The following is a 16,539-nucleotide window of genomic DNA, read 5'->3' as shown; positions in this document are numbered from 1 at the left end:
CGGTCCTCGTGGCCGGGGGCTTTTTCGTCGCGGTGGGTAGCAGGTCCGGAGACGGTACTTGTACGGTCGCGGCCCGTTTCCGGCTGGCATACCTTCGCGCGCGTGGCTGATGTCGTGCCCTTCACGGACAACTTCTCCGATCTCTCCAACGCCCAGGGCTACCAGTTCGAGTTCCGTTGCGAGCGCTGCGGGAACGGATACCGCTCGGCGTTCCAGCGGGACGCGATGGAGACCGGGCGCAGCATGTTGCGCGCGGTGGGTTCATTCTTCGGCGGGACGCTGCAGCAGTTGAGCAGCTCCGCGGACCAGTGGAAATACGACCGGGCGACGAACTCGTCGGCGAAGGACCGGGCGCTGACCGCGGCCGTCGAGGAGATCACCCCGCGGTTTCGCCAGTGCCGGGGCTGCAGCGACTGGATGTGCGCGGATCAGTGCTGGAACGAGGAAATCGGCCAGTGCCTGCGGTGTTCGCCAAGCGTGGCGGAGGAGATTTCGCGAGCGCAGGCGGCGGCGCAGCGGGACCAGATCTGGGACAAGGCGCGCGAGAAGAACTGGACCGGTGAGCTGGATCTGGACACTCGCGCGAAGCTCACCTGCCCCGGCTGCGGGCTGAAGGCGGACGGCGGGAAGTTCTGCACGGGGTGCGGGAGTTCGCTGACCCCGACTGTCCACTGTGGAGAGTGCGGCAAGGAATCCAAGGCGGGCGCGGTGTTCTGCGCGGACTGCGGGCACCGGCTCTGACCGGCGCGGGCGCGGCCGAGGAGACCCGGCCGCGCCCGTTTCCTCACATGTCCAGGTTTTCCTTGGTTTCCTTCGTCGTGTGGTCCCCGGCCTCGTCGCTCGCGCCCTGGGACTTCGTGATGTCGCGGGTGTTGCTGATCGTCTTGTCGACGAAGTCGAAGGCGCCCTTGCCGACGTAGGACGAGCCCTTGCTGAGGTCGGTCGGGTTCACGCCGATGACCTGCTTGACGGCCTCGCCCGGCGCGTTCTTCAGCGCGTCGACCGCGGCGGTGCCGAAGGCGCTTGCTTTGGTACCGGTGGCGTTGGCGACCGCGCCGGCGAGCGCCTTTTCCGTGCCGGGGGTGATCCGGGCTCCGGACGGGGTGAGCTTCGAGCCCTGCTTGATCATCTCGTCCGCCCACTTGGCGAGGAACGTCAGGAACTTCTCGATCAGCTGGCCGAGTTTGCCGAGGTGGCTGGTGACCCGGCTGACCGTGCTGGCCACGCGGGCGACCGACGCCGTCATGGCCGCCGCGACGGACGAGCCGAGGCTGACGACGGAGGCGGCGAGCGCGGGCAGCCACAGGTAGATCAGCCAGCTGACCAGTTCCGAGATCAGCGCCTTGACGACCTCCTCGATCACGGTCATCACCATCGACCACATCTGCAGCGTCTCGGCGACCGCGCCCGCGCTGGAGCCGATGCCCTTGATGCCCTCGGAGAACTGGGCCAGCGCCTTCTTCGCGGCGGCGCCGCCCTCGCCCTGCCAGTCCTTGAGCGCCTCGTCGCCTTCCTTGACGAAGTTGTCGGCCAGGGTGACGAAGCCCTTGCCGATCTCGACGAAGTTGCCGGACGCTTCCTTGAGAGCAGGACCGTCGCCGGTCACGAAGTGCAGGGCGTCCTGCAGCGGCTGGATCAGCTCGATCAGCATGTTGAGGCCGTTGCTGACCAGCCAGCCGACCGGGTCGAGCGCGAAGCTCGCCAGGTCCACCGCCGCGCCCGCGACGAAGCCGGCACCGTCCTGTACCAGCTGTCCGCTGGCCGAGGCGAAGTCGCCGAAGCTCTTGGCGTCGCCGTAGTTTTCGATGGCGCCGGAGATCGTGTTGACGCCCTTGCCGATGAACGGCGTCTTCTTGGCCGCTTCGAGCGCGTCGTGGCCGAACCCGTCTTCGTGCTTGATCTTTACGCCGTCGGCGACGCTGTCCTGTCCCATGAGTTCCCCTTGCTCAGAGCGGTCCGTCGATCTTCGCGTCGAACTTGCCGAAGGTCATGACGGTGTCCTTCTCGTGCCCGTCGTAGATCTCCGCGGCTTTGCCGAGCTTTTCCTGAAACACCTCGACGCCGCTCTTCATGGCCTCGAGCAATTGCTTGAGCTCTTCGAGCTTGCCGGTGTAGGTCTGCTTGGCGACCAGCCCGATCAGGCCCCACGATTTGTCGCCGACGTCGGCCTGTCCCACGAGGTTGCCGAACTTGCCCGCCTCGCTCTTGTAGTGGTCGAGCCCGGTCGAGTACTTCGTGATGGCGGTCGTGACGACGCTGTGGGTCATCGGTGGTCCTCCTCGTCGTTGAACAAGTTCTTGAGGAACTGGTCGCCCGCCGAAGCGGGAGGCGGCGGCGGGGGCGCCTGCGCCGGTCGCTGGTCGGTGCGAAGCAGGTTGTTGTTCGCGAAGTCCTCCTCGTCGCGAATCGGCGTCACCGGCCGCTGCGGCTGCGCCTCCGGGAGGTTGGACTCCAATTCCTCCACGGTGGTTCCCAACCCGGCCGCTTGGGCTTCGAGAACCTGCTCGGACACGTTCAGCCCGAAGGCCGTGCCCACGTGCTCGTCGACGATGTTCGCCTGCTTGCGCGCGGATTCGGCGACGGCCTGGTGCAGCGTCGCCAGGATCGTCGCCGCCAGCTGGTCGGGCTGCTGGCGCAGCGCGTCCGGGGAGAGCCGGAGGTCCTTGACCGAACCGCTCGGGCCCGCGACCACGGTGACCGCCCGGTCCGGCGACATCACCTGCGCTTCGAGCGCGTTCAGTTCCTCCTGCATGTCGCCGACCTTCGCGAACTGCGCCTCGGCCTGCTTGAGCTTCGTCTGGAACTTCTCGAACTCCGCGACGAGTCGGTCCATCTCTTCGGACACGGCGGTCACACCTTCCCTGCACCTCGCTGATGTGCGGGATTATGCCGCTTCTGTCGCCTTCGTGCTTCAAGAGTGCGGAATCCGGACCGGGTGATCACCGCAGGTCAGCAAACTGGCTGGCTACGACGGCGATTCGACCGGCCGGGATTCCTGGAGCCGGCGCAGGAGGCGGACCCGGCGCGGGGCGCGCGGGCGGAAGATCGTTTTGAAGAACAGGAGCCCGAGCGCGACCGGGACCAACCCGGCCAGGATCGTCAGTGCGACGGCGTCGTTGTTCTGGAACACCGTGTTCCACCAGATCGGGCCGATCCGCACCGGGACGACGTCGCCGCGCTCGGGCAGCTGGCCGAGGTGCCAGGTGGTGACGACCTCGCGGGTCTGGGTGCCGGCTGGGTAGGTGCCGCGAACCGCGGGGGACTGGCTGTCGCAGATCTGGGTGCGGTTGAGCCCGCAGGAGCGGCCGCGATCGCCTGCGGTGGAGTCGGTGACGGTGAGCTGGACTTCGCTGGCGAGACCGGCGGCCGCGGCGATGCCGTTGGCGATTGGCAACAGGCCGAGCACCACCATGGCCGCGGCGAGCAGGGAGCGCGTGAGCACAGTCGTCGGCGAGAGCGGTTGGCGGTCCATCGTTTCGCGGTACCGGTTCACGCGGTTCCGCACGAAGCCCCGGCTGTCTCCGAACCACCGGTCGTAGCTGGTTTCGGCACGGCTGAACTCGGTGCTGGGCCAGAGGTTCGGCGCCACGGCCGCGGCGAAAACGGCCAATCGGCGGGCGTTGCCGAGCAGCCGTTCTTCGTTGAGACCGTCCGCTTCGGCGGTCCACAGCGCGTCGCGCTCGAACACGACCTCGTGGACCCGGAACCACAGGTCGCTCAGGAGCAGTGCGCGGACTTCCGGGGTGAACACCCGGGCGGCGAACTCCGGATCCTCGGCGGTGACCTCGAACCTCCGGTCGAACTCCGGGTCCACCGCGAACTTTTCCAGCTCTGCGGTCGTTTTCGGAGTGCCGGCCTGGATCCGGGTGATCCGGGCGTCCTCGAACGGGGTGGCGTGTTCCGGTTCGAACGCTCCGGTGCGCGGGGTGATCCGCAGGACCGGGCTGTGCGGGATCCGAAGTTCGGTCATCGTGTAGATGCCGCCGAGGCGATCGGCGACCCGGTCGGCCGCGGAACCGTGACTGCTGAGCGGGTATTCGACGCCGAGCAGCCGATGTCCTTGGTGCTCGAGTTCGACCACCCGGCGCAGGGACAGGCTGTCTTGCCGGTCGAAGGCCGCGGTGCGGCCGCTCTGGGGCAGGACTCCGAACGTCGCTTGAGCGGTGGCGCCGAGGCGACGCAGCCGCCCGCGCTGTCGGGCGGACTGCCAGACCACGAAGGCGACGAACGCCACCGGCAGCGCGATCCACACCGCCCACGGCGCGTGCACGTCCATGCTCACCGCGAACCAGGTCATCGTCGTGCCGAAGAAGACCAGGCCGGTCGCGATGTTGCTGAGCGCCGAGGTGACGGTGCCGCCGCCCTCGACCCGGCCCGCTGTCCACAGCAGGAGGAATCCGGCGAGGTAGCCGACGGCGATGTACCAGGGGAACGGGTCTGCCATTGGGCGGATTATGCCGTTTCGGTCCGGTTCCCGCCCTCGAACCGCAGCTCAGTCGGCTCGCCGGGACCAAGAGTTCCCAGGATTTGATCACGAAACGATAACGAACATATCCGGCGAACAGCCCCCGCTCCGGCGGCCGAAGCGGCGAACATGCTTTGGGCCGAACGGAGCATCGCAGGTCAGCGCCGTCGCCTCGGCCGGGCGGACGACGCGGGGCGGGCAAGTCGGCCCAGTTCGTGGGATATTCACCCCTTCGGTCGATGTTCCCACGATTGATCACCGCATTGACAGTGCGTGCGGTTCGCCAGAGTATTTCGCGCATGTCCTTTCCGGTTGCCCTGGTGTGGCGTCTGCACGTGGATCTGCGCCAGCAGGCCAGTGCGCTGTGTAGGGATTCCTGACCTCTTCTCCCGGCCGCGTCCGGCTGGCTGATTTCTCTTGCCCCGCAACGGGTTCGACTACCCGAGGGGAATAAACGCTTTCTCTGTTCCGGGTGCGTTTCACGCTGCCCGAAGAACGGGGAAAGAAGTGCCTTCGCGGGCGCTTCACGGGAACACAAACAGGGAGACACAATGCGATTCAGCTCCTCATCGGGCGCCCCGCCCCGATGGCGGAAAGCGCTGACCGTCGCCGGTGCGGCCGCGCTCGCGATCGGTGCGGTGACCTACACCGGGTCCGCCACCAGCGCCTACGCCGACGTCCAGGTGGTCACCGACGCCAAGACCGCGTCCGACGGCAAGCAGTACTGGGTGCAGAACCACCTGGTGGGCAAGGACCTCGCCGCACAGGCGCGGTCCGCGGACGGCACGCCGAAGAAGTGGCTGCTGGTCTGGGCAGGCGACGAGAACATCGCCGACACCGCGGTGAAGGACGTCAAAAACCTGCCGGGTTCGCTCGGCGGCGGTCTCGGCAAAATCAAGAATGCCTTGCCTGGCCCCGATTTCCTCGCGGTGATCGACGCGACGCAAGGCTCGCCGACGTACGGCAAGGTGGTGAACACCGCGACCGTCGGCCCGCTCGTCGAAAACGAGCCGCACCACATGCAGTACGTGTGGCACAAGGGCGACACGATCTACGCCGGTGCGTTGTTCGCCGCGGCGACGTACGCGTTCGACGTCAGTGCGTTGCCCCAGTTGAAACTCAAGGGCATCAGCCTGCCGACGCAGACGCTCGGCGGTTCCGTGCCCGACGCGTACTGGGTGCTGAAGGACGGCACCGCGTACGGCACGTACATGGGCGGTCCGGTCGTGCCCGGCCCGTACGCCTACCAGGACGGCTCCACGCAGATCGGCAACGGTTTCGCGGGCAGCCCGGGCGAGGTCGTGCGCTTCGACAAGAACGCACAGGTGCTGTCGCAGAGTCCGGCGGCTACCCCGCAGGGCGACAACGCGAAGCTGTGCGACAACCTGCCGCAGCTGGGCAAACCGTCCTGCGCGAACCCGCACGGCATCCAGGCGCGCGAGGACCTCAACACCCTCGTCACCAGTGACTACGCCGAACCGCGCAACATCATTCTCGACCCGGTGAAGCAGCCGTCGCCGTATCTGCGCCGTCCGACGATCCGCACCTGGGACATCTCCGACCGCAACCACCCGAAGCTGAAGGCGGTGTCCTACCTGCAGGACGGGCCCCGGGCGAATCCGGCGGACCCGCTGCACTCGGAAAGCCGCGCGGTCATGGAGACCACGGTGACGAACCTGCCCGGCCACAAGGGCGCGTTCGCCGAGACGATGCAGGGCGGCGCGATCTTCTACACGCCGGACATCACGGCGAAGGAGCCGCACTGGATCGAGGTGTTCGACGACGGCACCGCGGGCAAGCCGATCTACTCGCAGAACGATTCCAACGGCGCCAGCTCCAACGGCGGCTGGCTGCAGACCAGCCCGGACGACCGGTTCCTGTACCACGCGGTGCAGGGCAGGCAGAAGGGCGCGCTCGGCCCGGACGACCCCGGCACCACCGGCGGCGTGTACGTGCTCGACATCCAGAAGCTGGTCGCGGCGGGCGACAAGGTCGAGGACATCAAGGGCCGCGTCGACACCAAGGAGAAGGCGCAGCAGGGCGGCGGGGGAGACCTGCCGACCGTCGTCGGCTCCGCGCCGATCAACCCGGGCGTGCCCGGGGCGGGCCCGCACTGGGGCGCGTACGACAACTTCGCGCTCGGCCAGGACGGTTTCTACCACGAAACCCAGCAGCCGCAGCACATCGCGGTGTCGAACTACTTCGTCGCCCGGTCCGGTTTGGACGGTGACCACAAGGTCAACCTGCTGAACCTGTCGCCGGACGGGAAGGTCGCGGTCGATCAGAACTTCCGCGACGAGTTCACCGGCCAGGTCGGCATCAACTTCAACCGGAAGTCGTGGCCGCACGGGGACTTCGGCAACGCCAAGCCGCACTCCGAGCTGTTCGTGGTCGCCGACCAGAACGTGAAGTAACTCCCTTCCCGGCGCGCGGGCGCCCGTCCGCGCGCCGGGATTCTCCCCGAAGAAGGTCTCCATGGATCACCACGTCACTCCGGCGCCCACCGGATCGTCCGGTGTGGACAGTGCCGCGCTGGTGCTGCGGCTGATACTGCTGCTGGCGACGGCTTTCCTCGCCGGCACCGGGATTCTGCGTCCGCTCGTCGGCCCGCTGCCGCGCAAGCTGTGGCTGACCACCGGCGCGCTGGGCGTCGGCTCGGCGGTGCTGGCCGGGGTGTCGGCGGCGACGGTCGACGTCAACCTCATCGCGCTGATCGTGCACGTCGTGCTCGCGCTGGCGGTGCCGGTGCTGTTGCGGTGGCCCTCGGCGGGTCGGTGGGCTTCGCTCGCGCTGGTCGTGCTCGTGGTGCTGGAAACCTCTGTCGACGGCACAGGCATCTCCTTCGCCATCGACACCGTGTACGTCGCTGCGGCCGCGCTGTGGTTCGGCGTGACCCTGTTGTCCGCGTGGGTGCCGGTGGAGGAGTGGCGCTCGACGCCGTTGCGCGTCGGTCCGCTGTCGGTCAGCCTCGCCGGACTGTTGACGCTCGCGGGCGTCGTGCAGCTCGGCGTCTCCGGAGTCGCCTTCGACCGGCGGCTGTACGAAACGCTCTTCGGCCTCTCGCTGAGCGTGGTGGTCCTGCTGCCCGCGGCGGTCACCGTGGTGTCGGCGATCTTGTTGTCCCGCAACGCTTCCCTTCGCGGCTACCGCTACGGCGTCGCCGGGGTCGCACTCGGCTTCGTCGCGTGGAGTGCGCTCGCCGCGGTGCCGCAGCCAGCGCCGCTGCCCGTGCCCGGGGTACCGCTGCTGGCGGACGCGAAAGTCGGCGGCGCGACCGTGCCGGTGCTGGTCAGCCCGCAACGGCCAGGTCGCAACCTCGTGCACTTCCCGGCGAGCGCGGGCCCGGACCTGTCCGCTGGCGTCGAAGGCGGGATCGTCACCACCGCGGCGGCGCGTGCCGGTGCGGAAGGCAGCTGGGCCGAGGTCGACCTGCCGCCCGGACGCAGCACTCTCGTGGTGCACAAGGGCGACGCGACCACGACGATCGACGTCGACGCGGGTACCGAGGCCGGCCCGACGGTCTCGGACGCCGACGCGCCGGAATGCGCGGAAGCCGCGCTCGGCGGTCTGGTGGCGGAGAAACGCGACGTGCTGACCAGCTGCCCCTCGGACGCGTTGTCGCCGGAGGACCGCGGTTCGCTGGTGAAACTGATCGAATTCCTCGCCTCGCGGAAGCCGTCGGCGATCACCTTGGTCGAGGACCGGTCGCCGCGTGGCGTACAGGCCGCGCAGCTCGTCCGCGACACCGCTGCCCACGTCGGTCTGCCGGTGCGCCCGGACGCGGCGGCCGACACCGCGCTGGTGGTCGTCTCCGGCTGGAGCGACGGGTACCTCGCGATGAGCCGCGCCGCCGAATCGCAGCGGCTCAAACCGACCCACCAGTTCGGCCTGTACCTCGCGCCGTGGCTGCTCAACGGACCCATCGTGAACACCGTGGCCAGCGCCGCCATGCCGCTGCGCTTCGACCCGCGCGACCAGCTCGCGGTGAGCTACGCGGTGGCCGTCGGCAACAGCTTCGGCGGGGAAAGCCCGTCGCTCGGCGGGTTCCGGACCTGGCTCGGTCCACAGTGGACCGCGGTGAACGGCGAGGTGCAGCTGTTCGCGGCGGCTCAGGTCAACGCGATGCCGATGTACCCCAACGAACCGCACGCGCCCGGCATGCAGGCCGCGCGCGACTACGCCGGGCAATGGATCCCCGACGGAACCATCGTCCCGATCAGCGGCGCGCTCCGCTGACCCCGCAGTTCCCCGAAGAAAGGAAACCCCTGATGAAACGCACTGCCGCCCGGATCCTGCTGCCGCTCGCCGCGGCCGGGGCGTTCGCCGGATTCGCCGGGGGAGTGGCCAGCGCCGCCACTCCCGCCGCCCCCGCTGCCCCCGGCACGCCCGCCGCGGGCCTCCCCTCGCTGCCGACCGGAGGCCTTCCGTCCCTGCCGACGGGTGGCCTTCCGTCGCTGCCGACTGGGGGCCTGCCCTCCCTGCCGACGGGCGGCCTGCCGTCGCTCCCGACCGGTGGCCTGCCCTCCCTGCCGGGCCTGCCCGGCCTCCCCGGCGCGCCGACCGGCGGCGGTCCGTCGGTCTGGGTCGTCCCCGGCCTCGACGCGGGCAGCGTCCTCGGCCCGACCACGCAAGCCCCGGCCCAGCTCCTCGCGCCGGTGTTCAACCTCGTCACCGCCGTTTCCTGAGCACAGAAGGAGAAAAGCCATGAAGAAGACTGTCGTCCGAGCCGTCGCCGCCACCGCGCTCGCCGGAGCCGCCGTGCTCGGCGCCGCCGCGCCCGCGCTGGCCGCCGCTCAGGACCAGCCCGGCGTCACCGTCGTCGACGAGCCGGACACGTCGAACCTGAACAACATCTGGACGTTCGCGCCGCTGGGCGTGCCCGTGCTGGGCCTGATCCAGTCGCTGAACGGCGTCCCCGGCCGGATCCTGCCCGGCTGACCCGGCTCCGCCGGTGGTTCCCCTCGTCCCCGGGAACCACCGGCGGCCCGGGCGGGGCCTGGCGAAAGAAGGAACATGGACAGACAGCTGATCGGCCGGCTCGCGATCGCCGGCATCACGGTGGCCGCCGTCGCCGCGACCGTAGTGATCCTCGGCGCCGGCGACGACCCCGCGCCCGCCCCGGCCGCAGTGGCCGCGCCGGCCGCCGAAGCGCCGAAGCGCGCCCCGGACCGCACCGTCACCCGCACCCTGGCCCCGACGACGTCGACCGCCCCGGCCGCACCCGTTCCGTCCAGCTGGCAGATCACCTACGAACTCGCCGGCTCCGGCACCGCCACCGTGGTTTACGACGACAACGGCCTCGGCCTGGTGCACCAAGAGCTGTCCGTGCCGTTGCCCTGGAGCAAGACGCTGACCTGGCCGAAGACGGCCGTCGCGCCGACCGTGCAGCTGATGGGCCAGTCGAGCGGACCGGTCGAATGCCGGGTCTCGGTGAACGGCGTGCTGGCGCGGTCCGCGAAAGCCGCCGACGGCGAGGTCGCCACCTGCGCGGGACGGCTCAGCTGAGGTCCTTGGAGAACCAGTGCTCGGCGTACTGGTCGTCGTTGAACGCCTCGACCTCCGCGTAGCCCATCGACGCGTACAGCGCGCGTGCTTCGACCAGATCGTCCCGGGTGTCGAGCCGCATCCGGGACGAGCCCAGCCGCCTCGCCGCCTCTTCGGCCGCCGCGACGATCAGCTTTCCGCCGCCGTGCCCGCGGTGCTCCGGGCGGATGTAGACCTTCGTCAACGCGCTCAGCCCCGGCTCGACCATCCGGACCCCGACGCAGCCGGCGGGCTTCCCGTCCCGGTAGGCCATCAGGAACGCCCCGGTCGGCGCGACGAGGTCGGCGCTGGGCTCGTCGGCCAGCGCCTCGTCCACCTCGGCGGGGGTGGCCGGGCGGCCGTAATACCGCGACGCGACCTCGTCCAGGTACTCGCGCAGGATCGCCGCGGCCTCGGGGTGTCCGGGCGCGATTTCGCTGATCTTCCAGTCCACGTCCCTCATCTTGGGGAGGCCGTCCACCGATTTGCCCGGCAGGTACCGTGCAGAACGGCAGGGGAACCGAACGAGGAGGCGACATGGACGGCAGCGAGAACGTCGACCAGCCGGGGGACAAGAAGACCGGCGGCAGCCATGCCGCGCCGGAGGGGGCTGGAGTGCACCCGCTGATCGATCTGTCGCGCGACCCCAATCCGGGCAAGCCCGACCACGCAAAGCCGGACGAGGACTGACCCGCGGCCCGGCCCGGCGGGGGCCCGCCGCCGGGCCGGGTTTCGCGCTCTGTCCCGGTGCGGCGATCGTCGCCCCGGGACCGCTCCATTGTGGAGCACCCAGCGGCGCTTCTCCTTGCCGCTGACGAATTTCTCTCGCGTTCTTAACGCCGCCCGCGCACCGCGGATAAACCCCGATGAGGACTTCGCGGGATCCCGACTCGGCCCGCGCGCTCCCCTCGCCGGGTGAGTTCGCCGCAGCCGCTCCCGCACGCGACGCGCAGCGTTCTTCGCAGACCCAGGCATCCCGCCGCCGGATCCAGTGCGGCAGGTCACTCGGGTTGCTGAGAACCCCCGGGCGCCTCTGCCGCACTCAACGCGGCTCCGGGGCGCGGGCTCGGAAGCGGGTCCATCCAGTGGTCGCCCCGTCCCGGCATCCGAGCCGGAGTGCGCTCTGACCGCGGCAACTCCCCCGGGAATAGCGTCCCGCCGCACGGCGTTCTGCATCCCGGGAAGTCCCGCGCGGCGCCGTCCCAAGGCCCCGATCTGGGGTTACGATGACCGGTCGGCGACCGTAGCGACCCCCCGCCCGGACCGCTCCGCGAGTGGACGGGTATCTTTGGAGACCGTGCCCGGCAGGCGTCGGGCCGCTCCGCGTGCCGTTGGGCATGAGCGGGGTGCTTTTGCACCCGGTTCACCGGCCTCGCCACGTGGGGTTCCGACGGAAAATCCCTCCGGGAAGTTACCGGTCGCGAGACCGTGACGCGGGCCGACACGCCCGACCGCGGGGACCGGTGAAGACACGAAGAAGCAAGATCACGACAGGAAGCTGGTCCATTGCCCACGATCCAGCAGCTGGTCCGCAAGGGCCGCCAGGACAAGGCTGCCAAGCAGAAGACCGCGGCCCTCAAGGGGAGCCCGCAGCGTCGTGGCGTGTGCACCCGCGTGTACACCACGACCCCGAAGAAGCCGAACTCGGCCCTGCGCAAGGTTGCTCGTGTGAAGCTGACCAGCGGCATCGAGGTCACCGCATACATCCCCGGTGAGGGTCACAACCTCCAGGAGCACTCGATGGTGCTCGTGCGCGGCGGTCGTGTGAAGGACCTGCCGGGTGTTCGGTACAAGATCATCCGCGGTTCGCTCGACACCCAGGGTGTGAAGAACCGGAAGCAGGCGCGCAGCCGTTACGGCGCGAAGAAGGAGAAGAGCTAATGCCTCGCAAGGGTCCGGCGCCGAAGCGGCCGCTGATCTCCGACCCCGTCTACGCCTCCCCGCTGGTCACCCAGCTGGTGAACAAGGTGCTGAAGGACGGCAAGCGGTCCCTGGCCGAGCGCATCGTCTACGGCGCGCTGGAAGGCGCTCGCGAGAAGACCGGCACCGACCCGGTCGTCACGCTGAAGCGCGCGCTCGACAACGTGAAGCCCACCATCGAGGTGAAGAGCCGTCGCGTCGGCGGCGCCACCTACCAGGTGCCGATCGAGGTCAAGCCCGGCCGCTCCACCACGCTGGCCCTGCGCTGGCTGGTCTCCTTCTCGCAGCAGCGCCGCGAGAAGACGATGATCGAGCGGCTGCAGAACGAGCTGCTGGACGCGAGCAACGGCCTTGGCGCCAGCGTCAAGCGCCGCGAAGACACGCACAAGATGGCCGAGTCCAACAAGGCCTTCGCGCACTACCGCTGGTGATGACCGCCCGGCTGCCGATAGAAGCCATGCCGGGCCCCACGTTCGAGACAGGGGAACATTCTCGTGGCACGTGAAGTGCTGACCGACCTCAACAAGGTCCGCAACATCGGCATCATGGCGCACATCGACGCCGGTAAGACCACCACCACCGAGCGGATCCTGTTCTACACCGGGATCAACTACAAGCTCGGCGAAGTCCACGACGGCGCCGCCACGATGGACTGGATGGAGGAGGAGCAGAAGCGGGGCATCACCATCACCTCGGCTGCGACCACCACCTTCTGGAACGACTACCAGATCAACCTGATCGACACCCCCGGGCACGTCGACTTCACCGTCGAGGTGGAGCGCAACCTGCGGGTGCTCGACGGCGCGGTCGCCGTCTTCGACGGCAAGGAAGGCGTCGAGCCGCAGTCCGAGCAGGTCTGGCGGCAGGCGGACAAGTACGACGTCCCGCGCATCTGCTTCGTCAACAAGATGGACAAGCTGGGCGCGGACTTCTACTACACCCTGAAGACCATCGAGGACCGTCTCGGCGTCCGGCCGCTGGCCATCCAGCTGCCGATCGGCGCGGAGAACGACTTCGAGGGCGTCATCGACCTGGTCCGGATGAAGGCTCTGGTCTGGCGCGGCGAGGTCAAGAAGGGCGAGGACTACGCCGTCGAGGACATCCCGGCCGAGCTGGCCGACCGCGCGGCCGAGTACCGCGAGAAGCTGATCGAGGCCGTCTCGGAGACCGACGACGCGCTGATGGAGAAGTTCCTCGAGGGCGAAGAGCTGTCGCAGGACGAGATCAAGAACGGCATCCGCCACCTCGTCGTCACCCGCGAGGCGTTCCCGGTCCTGGCCGGCTCCGCGTTCAAGAACAAGGGCGTGCAGCCGATGCTGGACGCGGTCATCGACTACCTGCCGTCCCCGCTGGACGTGCCGCCGGTCGAGGGCCTGCTGCCGGACGGCGAGACCCCGGTCACCCGCCACGCGACGACCGAGGAGCCGTTCTCCGCGCTCGCGTTCAAGATCGCCGCGCACCCGTTCTTCGGCAAGCTGACCTACATCCGGGTCTACTCGGGCAAGGTCGCCGCCGGAGCGCAGGTCGTCAACGCGACCAAGGAGCGCAAGGAGCGCATCGGGAAGATCTTCCAGATGCACTCCAACAAGGAGAACCCGGTCGACGAGGCCCTGGCCGGCCACATCTACGCGGTCATCGGCCTGAAGGACACCACCACCGGGGACACCCTGGCGGACCCGCAGAACCCGGTCGTCCTCGAGTCGATGACCTTCCCGGACCCGGTCATCAAGGTGGCCATCGAGCCGAAGACGAAGGCCGACCAGGAGAAGCTCTCCCTGGCGATCCAGAAGCTCGCCGAGGAGGACCCCACGTTCCAGGTCAACCTGGACGAGGAGACCGGTCAGACGATCATCGCCGGCATGGGCGAGCTCCACCTCGAGGTGCTCGTCAACCGGATGAAGTCCGACTACAAGGTCGAGGCGAACATCGGCAAGCCGCAGGTCGCCTACCGCGAGACCATCAAGAAGACCGTGGACAAGCTCGACTACGTCCACAAGAAGCAGACCGGTGGTTCCGGCCAGTTCGCGAAGGTCATCGTGAAGCTGGAGCCGCTCGAGCGCACCGACGGTGCTCTCTACGAGTTCGACAACAAGGTGACCGGTGGCCGCGTGCCGCGGGAGTACATCCCGTCGGTCGACGCGGGCGCCCAGGACGCGATGCAGTACGGCGTGCTGGCCGGCTACCCGCTCGTCGGGTTGAAGTTCACCTTGTTGGATGGCGCGTACCACGAGGTCGACTCTTCCGAAATGGCGTTCAAGATCGCCGGTTCCATGGCGATGAAGGAAGCCGCGAAGAAGGCCGGCCCGGTCATCCTCGAGCCGATGATGGCCGTCGAGGTCACGACTCCCGAGGACTACATGGGTGACGTGATCGGCGACCTCAACTCCCGCCGTGGCCAGATCCAGGCCATGGAGGAGCGCGCCGGTACCCGTGTCGTGAAGGCACTGGTTCCGCTGTCGGAGATGTTCGGCTACGTCGGCGACCTGCGGTCCCGTACCCAGGGCCGGGCGAACTACTCCATGGTGTTCGACTCCTACGCCGAGGTTCCCGCGAACGTCGCGAAGGAAATCATCGCGAAGGCGACGGGGGAGTAATCCCCTCCGCTCGCGGGCATTAAGGGACTCTCCTGAACGTCCGCAGCAACGACGAAGGAACATTCGCGGGGTGGCAGCCACGCTGCCCCGCGAGCACAAGCAAATCCAGTCCAGGAGGACATTCCAGTGGCGAAGGCGAAGTTCGAGCGGAGCAAGCCGCACGTCAACATCGGCACCATCGGTCACGTCGACCACGGCAAGACCACGCTGACCGCGGCGATCACCAAGGTTCTGCACGACGCGTACCCGGAGCTGAACGAGGCCCGTGCGTTCGACCAGATCGACAACGCGCCGGAAGAGAAGCAGCGCGGTATCACGATCAACATCTCGCACGTCGAGTACCAGACCGAGAAGCGGCACTACGCGCACGTGGACGCCCCCGGTCACGCTGACTACATCAAGAACATGATCACCGGCGCCGCGCAGATGGACGGCGCGATCCTGGTGGTCGCGGCGACCGACGGCCCGATGCCGCAGACCCGCGAGCACGTGCTGCTGGCCCGCCAGGTCGGCGTGCCCTACATCGTGGTGGCGCTGAACAAGGCCGACATGGTCGACGACGAGGAGATCCTCGAGCTCGTCGAGCTGGAGGTCCGCGAGCTGCTGTCCTCGCAGGAGTTCCCGGGCGACGACGCGCCGGTCGTGCGCGTGTCCGGCCTCAAGGCCCTCGAGGGCGACGAGAAGTGGGGCCAGGCGGTCCTCGACCTCATGCACGCCGTCGACGACAACGTCCCGGACCCGGTGCGTGACCTCGAGAAGCCGTTCCTGATGCCGATCGAGGACGTCTTCACCATCACCGGTCGCGGCACCGTCGTGACCGGTCGCGTGGAGCGCGGCCAGGTCAACGTGAACGAAGAGGTCGAGATCGTGGGTATCCGCGAGAAGTCGACCAAGACCACCGTCACCGGTGTCGAGATGTTCCGCAAGCTGCTCGACTCGGGCCAGGCGGGCGACAACGTCGGCCTCCTGCTCCGCGGCATCAAGCGCGAGGACGTCGAGCGCGGCCAGGTCGTCGTGAAGCCGGGCACCACCACCCCGCACACCGAGTTCGAGGGCCGGGTCTACATCCTGTCCAAGGACGAGGGCGGCCGGCACACCCCGTTCTTCAACAACTACCGCCCGCAGTTCTACTTCCGCACCACGGACGTGACCGGCGTCGTGACCCTCCCCGAGGGCACCGAGATGGTCATGCCGGGCGACAACACGGACATCAGCGTCGTGCTGATCCAGCCGGTCGCCATGGACGAGGGTCTGCGCTTCGCCATCCGCGAGGGTGGCCGGACCGTCGGCGCGGGCCAGGTTACCAAGATCATCAAGTGACGTCGGCGCCCTGAATTCGGGTCAATACACCCCCGAGTTCAGGGCGTCAACTCACGTGTGCGACACTATTCAGGTTGCTCGTCCTGGGGCGGCCGAATCCTTACGGGTTCCGGCCGCCCTGGCACGAGCGGCCACGGTCCGTGGAGCTCTTCCTTCGGGTGAGGCTAGCGGGCAAAGGCCAGTAGGGACGACCTTCGCGTCGGCCCGCGGCCTCCTCACGTAGAGGAAGACCAGGCAAGACGACGATCCTTAGGGATCCGTCTGTGCGGCGGGCGCGACACGCCCGACCGCGTGGACCGGGGACAGGGCCGTTGAACTGCTGAAACCCGGGTTCCGGCCCAGGTTGACGAGACAAAGCGGCACGAGACGACAAGGAACGCAGCCACCATGGCGGGACAGAAGATCCGCATCCGGCTCAAGGCCTACGACCACGAGGCGATCGACACCTCGGCGCGCAAGATCGTGGAAACGGTCACGCGCACCGGCGCCCGTGTTGTCGGGCCGGTGCCGCTGCCTACCGAGAAGAACGTTTACTGCGTCATCCGCTCGCCGCACAAGTACAAGGACTCGCGCGAGCACTTCGAGATGCGCACGCACAAGCGTCTGATCGACATCCTCGACCCGACGCCGAAGACGGTGGACGCGCTCATGCGCATCGACCTCCCGGCGAGCGTCGACGTCAACATCCAGTAAGCGTTGGGCGAGCGGCGGAGATAA

At 68.5% G+C, this 16,539-nt stretch carries 17 protein-coding genes; 12 read left to right on the top strand and 5 right to left on the bottom strand.

Annotated features, from left to right (window positions below; all coding sequences use genetic code 11):
- Positions 1 to 102 precede the first annotated feature (102 nt).
- Complete coding sequence (locus F9C12_RS20360; protein ID WP_409466897.1) at positions 103 to 741, top strand: zinc ribbon domain-containing protein; 639 nt, start codon at positions 103 to 105, stop codon at positions 739 to 741.
- A 43-nt stretch (positions 742 to 784) separates the two neighbouring features.
- On the opposite strand, the gene F9C12_RS20355 is transcribed toward F9C12_RS20360, so the two are convergent.
- The 4 genes from F9C12_RS20355 to F9C12_RS20340 all read right to left on the bottom strand — a co-directional run bounded on the left by F9C12_RS20355 (position 785) and on the right by F9C12_RS20340 (position 4,444).
- Positions 785 to 1,933, bottom strand: a complete 1,149-nt coding sequence (locus F9C12_RS20355; protein ID WP_409466896.1) for a hypothetical protein — start codon at positions 1,931 to 1,933, stop codon at positions 785 to 787.
- Positions 1,934 to 1,946: 13 nt separating this feature from the next.
- The gene (locus F9C12_RS20350; protein ID WP_409183498.1) at positions 1,947 to 2,267 is read right to left on the bottom strand and encodes a hypothetical protein; all 321 of its coding nucleotides are present in this window, start codon (positions 2,265 to 2,267) and stop codon (positions 1,947 to 1,949) included.
- Positions 2,264 to 2,845, bottom strand: a complete 582-nt coding sequence (locus F9C12_RS20345) for a YbaB/EbfC family nucleoid-associated protein (protein WP_409466895.1) — start codon at positions 2,843 to 2,845, stop codon at positions 2,264 to 2,266. The genes F9C12_RS20350 and F9C12_RS20345 overlap by 4 nt, the downstream gene beginning before the upstream one ends.
- A 120-nt stretch (positions 2,846 to 2,965) precedes the next feature.
- Positions 2,966 to 4,444 (bottom strand): hypothetical protein, encoded by a 1,479-nt coding sequence (locus F9C12_RS20340; RefSeq protein WP_409466894.1) that lies wholly within the window; start codon positions 4,442 to 4,444, stop codon positions 2,966 to 2,968.
- Between the two features lie 572 nt (positions 4,445 to 5,016).
- Between F9C12_RS20340 and F9C12_RS20335 the strand changes: the two genes are divergently transcribed.
- The 5 genes from F9C12_RS20335 (at position 5,017) to F9C12_RS20315 (ending at position 9,970) form a co-directional block, all read left to right on the top strand.
- A complete protein-coding gene (locus tag F9C12_RS20335) occupies positions 5,017 to 6,879 on the top strand; it encodes a hypothetical protein (protein ID WP_409466893.1) in 1,863 nt (620 codons plus the stop codon).
- 61 nt (positions 6,880 to 6,940) lie between these two features.
- A complete protein-coding gene (locus F9C12_RS20330) occupies positions 6,941 to 8,701 on the top strand; it encodes a hypothetical protein (RefSeq protein WP_409466892.1) in 1,761 nt (586 codons plus the stop codon).
- A gap of 32 nt (positions 8,702 to 8,733) precedes the next feature.
- Positions 8,734 to 9,150, top strand: coding sequence for a hypothetical protein (locus F9C12_RS20325; protein WP_409466891.1), 417 nt, complete (start codon positions 8,734 to 8,736; stop codon positions 9,148 to 9,150).
- Between the two features lie 19 nt (positions 9,151 to 9,169).
- Positions 9,170 to 9,403, top strand: coding sequence for a hypothetical protein (locus tag F9C12_RS20320; protein WP_409183492.1), 234 nt, complete (start codon positions 9,170 to 9,172; stop codon positions 9,401 to 9,403).
- Positions 9,404 to 9,478: 75 nt separating this feature from the next.
- Positions 9,479 to 9,970: an MmpS family transport accessory protein gene (locus tag F9C12_RS20315; protein WP_409466890.1), complete on the top strand. Its 492-nt coding sequence runs from the start codon at positions 9,479 to 9,481 to the stop codon at positions 9,968 to 9,970.
- Here F9C12_RS20315 and F9C12_RS20310 read toward each other — a convergent pair.
- Positions 9,963 to 10,442 carry a GNAT family N-acetyltransferase gene (locus tag F9C12_RS20310; RefSeq protein WP_409466889.1) on the bottom strand — a complete coding sequence of 160 codons (480 nt, stop codon included), beginning with the start codon at positions 10,440 to 10,442 and terminating at the stop codon, positions 9,963 to 9,965. The two genes, F9C12_RS20315 and F9C12_RS20310, sit on opposite strands and share 8 nt — an antisense overlap.
- 83 nt (positions 10,443 to 10,525) lie before the next feature.
- On the opposite strand from F9C12_RS20310, the gene F9C12_RS20305 reads away from it, so the two are divergent.
- From F9C12_RS20305 to rpsJ, 6 genes are all read left to right on the top strand, one after another.
- Positions 10,526 to 10,678 carry a hypothetical protein gene (locus F9C12_RS20305; protein ID WP_101436018.1) on the top strand — a complete coding sequence of 51 codons (153 nt, stop codon included), beginning with the start codon at positions 10,526 to 10,528 and terminating at the stop codon, positions 10,676 to 10,678.
- An 816-nt stretch (positions 10,679 to 11,494) separates the two neighbouring features.
- Entirely contained in the window at positions 11,495 to 11,869 is a 375-nt protein-coding gene (rpsL, locus tag F9C12_RS20300; protein WP_003102113.1) for a 30S ribosomal protein S12, read from the top strand.
- Entirely contained in the window at positions 11,869 to 12,339 is a 471-nt protein-coding gene (gene rpsG, locus F9C12_RS20295; RefSeq protein WP_009072291.1) for a 30S ribosomal protein S7, read from the top strand. Before rpsL ends, rpsG begins: the two co-directional genes overlap by 1 nt.
- A gap of 63 nt (positions 12,340 to 12,402) precedes the next feature.
- Complete coding sequence (gene fusA / locus F9C12_RS20290) at positions 12,403 to 14,502, top strand: elongation factor G (RefSeq protein WP_101436017.1); 2,100 nt, start codon at positions 12,403 to 12,405, stop codon at positions 14,500 to 14,502.
- 126 nt (positions 14,503 to 14,628) lie between these two features.
- Positions 14,629 to 15,822: an elongation factor Tu gene (gene tuf, locus F9C12_RS20285; protein ID WP_409183489.1), complete on the top strand. Its 1,194-nt coding sequence runs from the start codon at positions 14,629 to 14,631 to the stop codon at positions 15,820 to 15,822.
- A gap of 387 nt (positions 15,823 to 16,209) precedes the next feature.
- Positions 16,210 to 16,515: a 30S ribosomal protein S10 gene (gene rpsJ / locus F9C12_RS20280; protein ID WP_003102098.1), complete on the top strand. Its 306-nt coding sequence runs from the start codon at positions 16,210 to 16,212 to the stop codon at positions 16,513 to 16,515.
- The last annotated feature ends 24 nt before the right edge of the window (positions 16,516 to 16,539 follow it).

The organism is Amycolatopsis sp. GA6-003, from assembly GCF_046267895.1.
Taxonomy (GTDB): Bacteria; Actinomycetota; Actinomycetes; order Mycobacteriales; family Pseudonocardiaceae; genus Amycolatopsis.
Note: the sequence above shows the minus strand (reverse complement) of the source record. Positions and strands in the feature narration are given on the sequence as shown.

Coding starts and splice junctions, on each gene's coding strand:
- F9C12_RS20315 (WP_409466890.1), top strand. CDS start 9,479: ATGGACAGACAGCTGATCGGCCGGCTCGCGATCGCCGGCATCACGGTG.
- rpsJ (WP_003102098.1), top strand. CDS start 16,210: ATGGCGGGACAGAAGATCCGCATCCGGCTCAAGGCCTACGACCACGAG.
- F9C12_RS20350 (WP_409183498.1), bottom strand. CDS start 2,267: ATGACCCACAGCGTCGTCACGACCGCCATCACGAAGTACTCGACCGGG.
- F9C12_RS20320 (WP_409183492.1), top strand. CDS start 9,170: ATGAAGAAGACTGTCGTCCGAGCCGTCGCCGCCACCGCGCTCGCCGGA.
- F9C12_RS20330 (WP_409466892.1), top strand. CDS start 6,941: ATGGATCACCACGTCACTCCGGCGCCCACCGGATCGTCCGGTGTGGAC.
- F9C12_RS20335 (WP_409466893.1), top strand. CDS start 5,017: ATGCGATTCAGCTCCTCATCGGGCGCCCCGCCCCGATGGCGGAAAGCG.
- F9C12_RS20305 (WP_101436018.1), top strand. CDS start 10,526: ATGGACGGCAGCGAGAACGTCGACCAGCCGGGGGACAAGAAGACCGGC.
- rpsG (WP_009072291.1), top strand. CDS start 11,869: ATGCCTCGCAAGGGTCCGGCGCCGAAGCGGCCGCTGATCTCCGACCCC.
- F9C12_RS20340 (WP_409466894.1), bottom strand. CDS start 4,444: ATGGCAGACCCGTTCCCCTGGTACATCGCCGTCGGCTACCTCGCCGGA.
- F9C12_RS20355 (WP_409466896.1), bottom strand. CDS start 1,933: ATGGGACAGGACAGCGTCGCCGACGGCGTAAAGATCAAGCACGAAGAC.
- F9C12_RS20325 (WP_409466891.1), top strand. CDS start 8,734: ATGAAACGCACTGCCGCCCGGATCCTGCTGCCGCTCGCCGCGGCCGGG.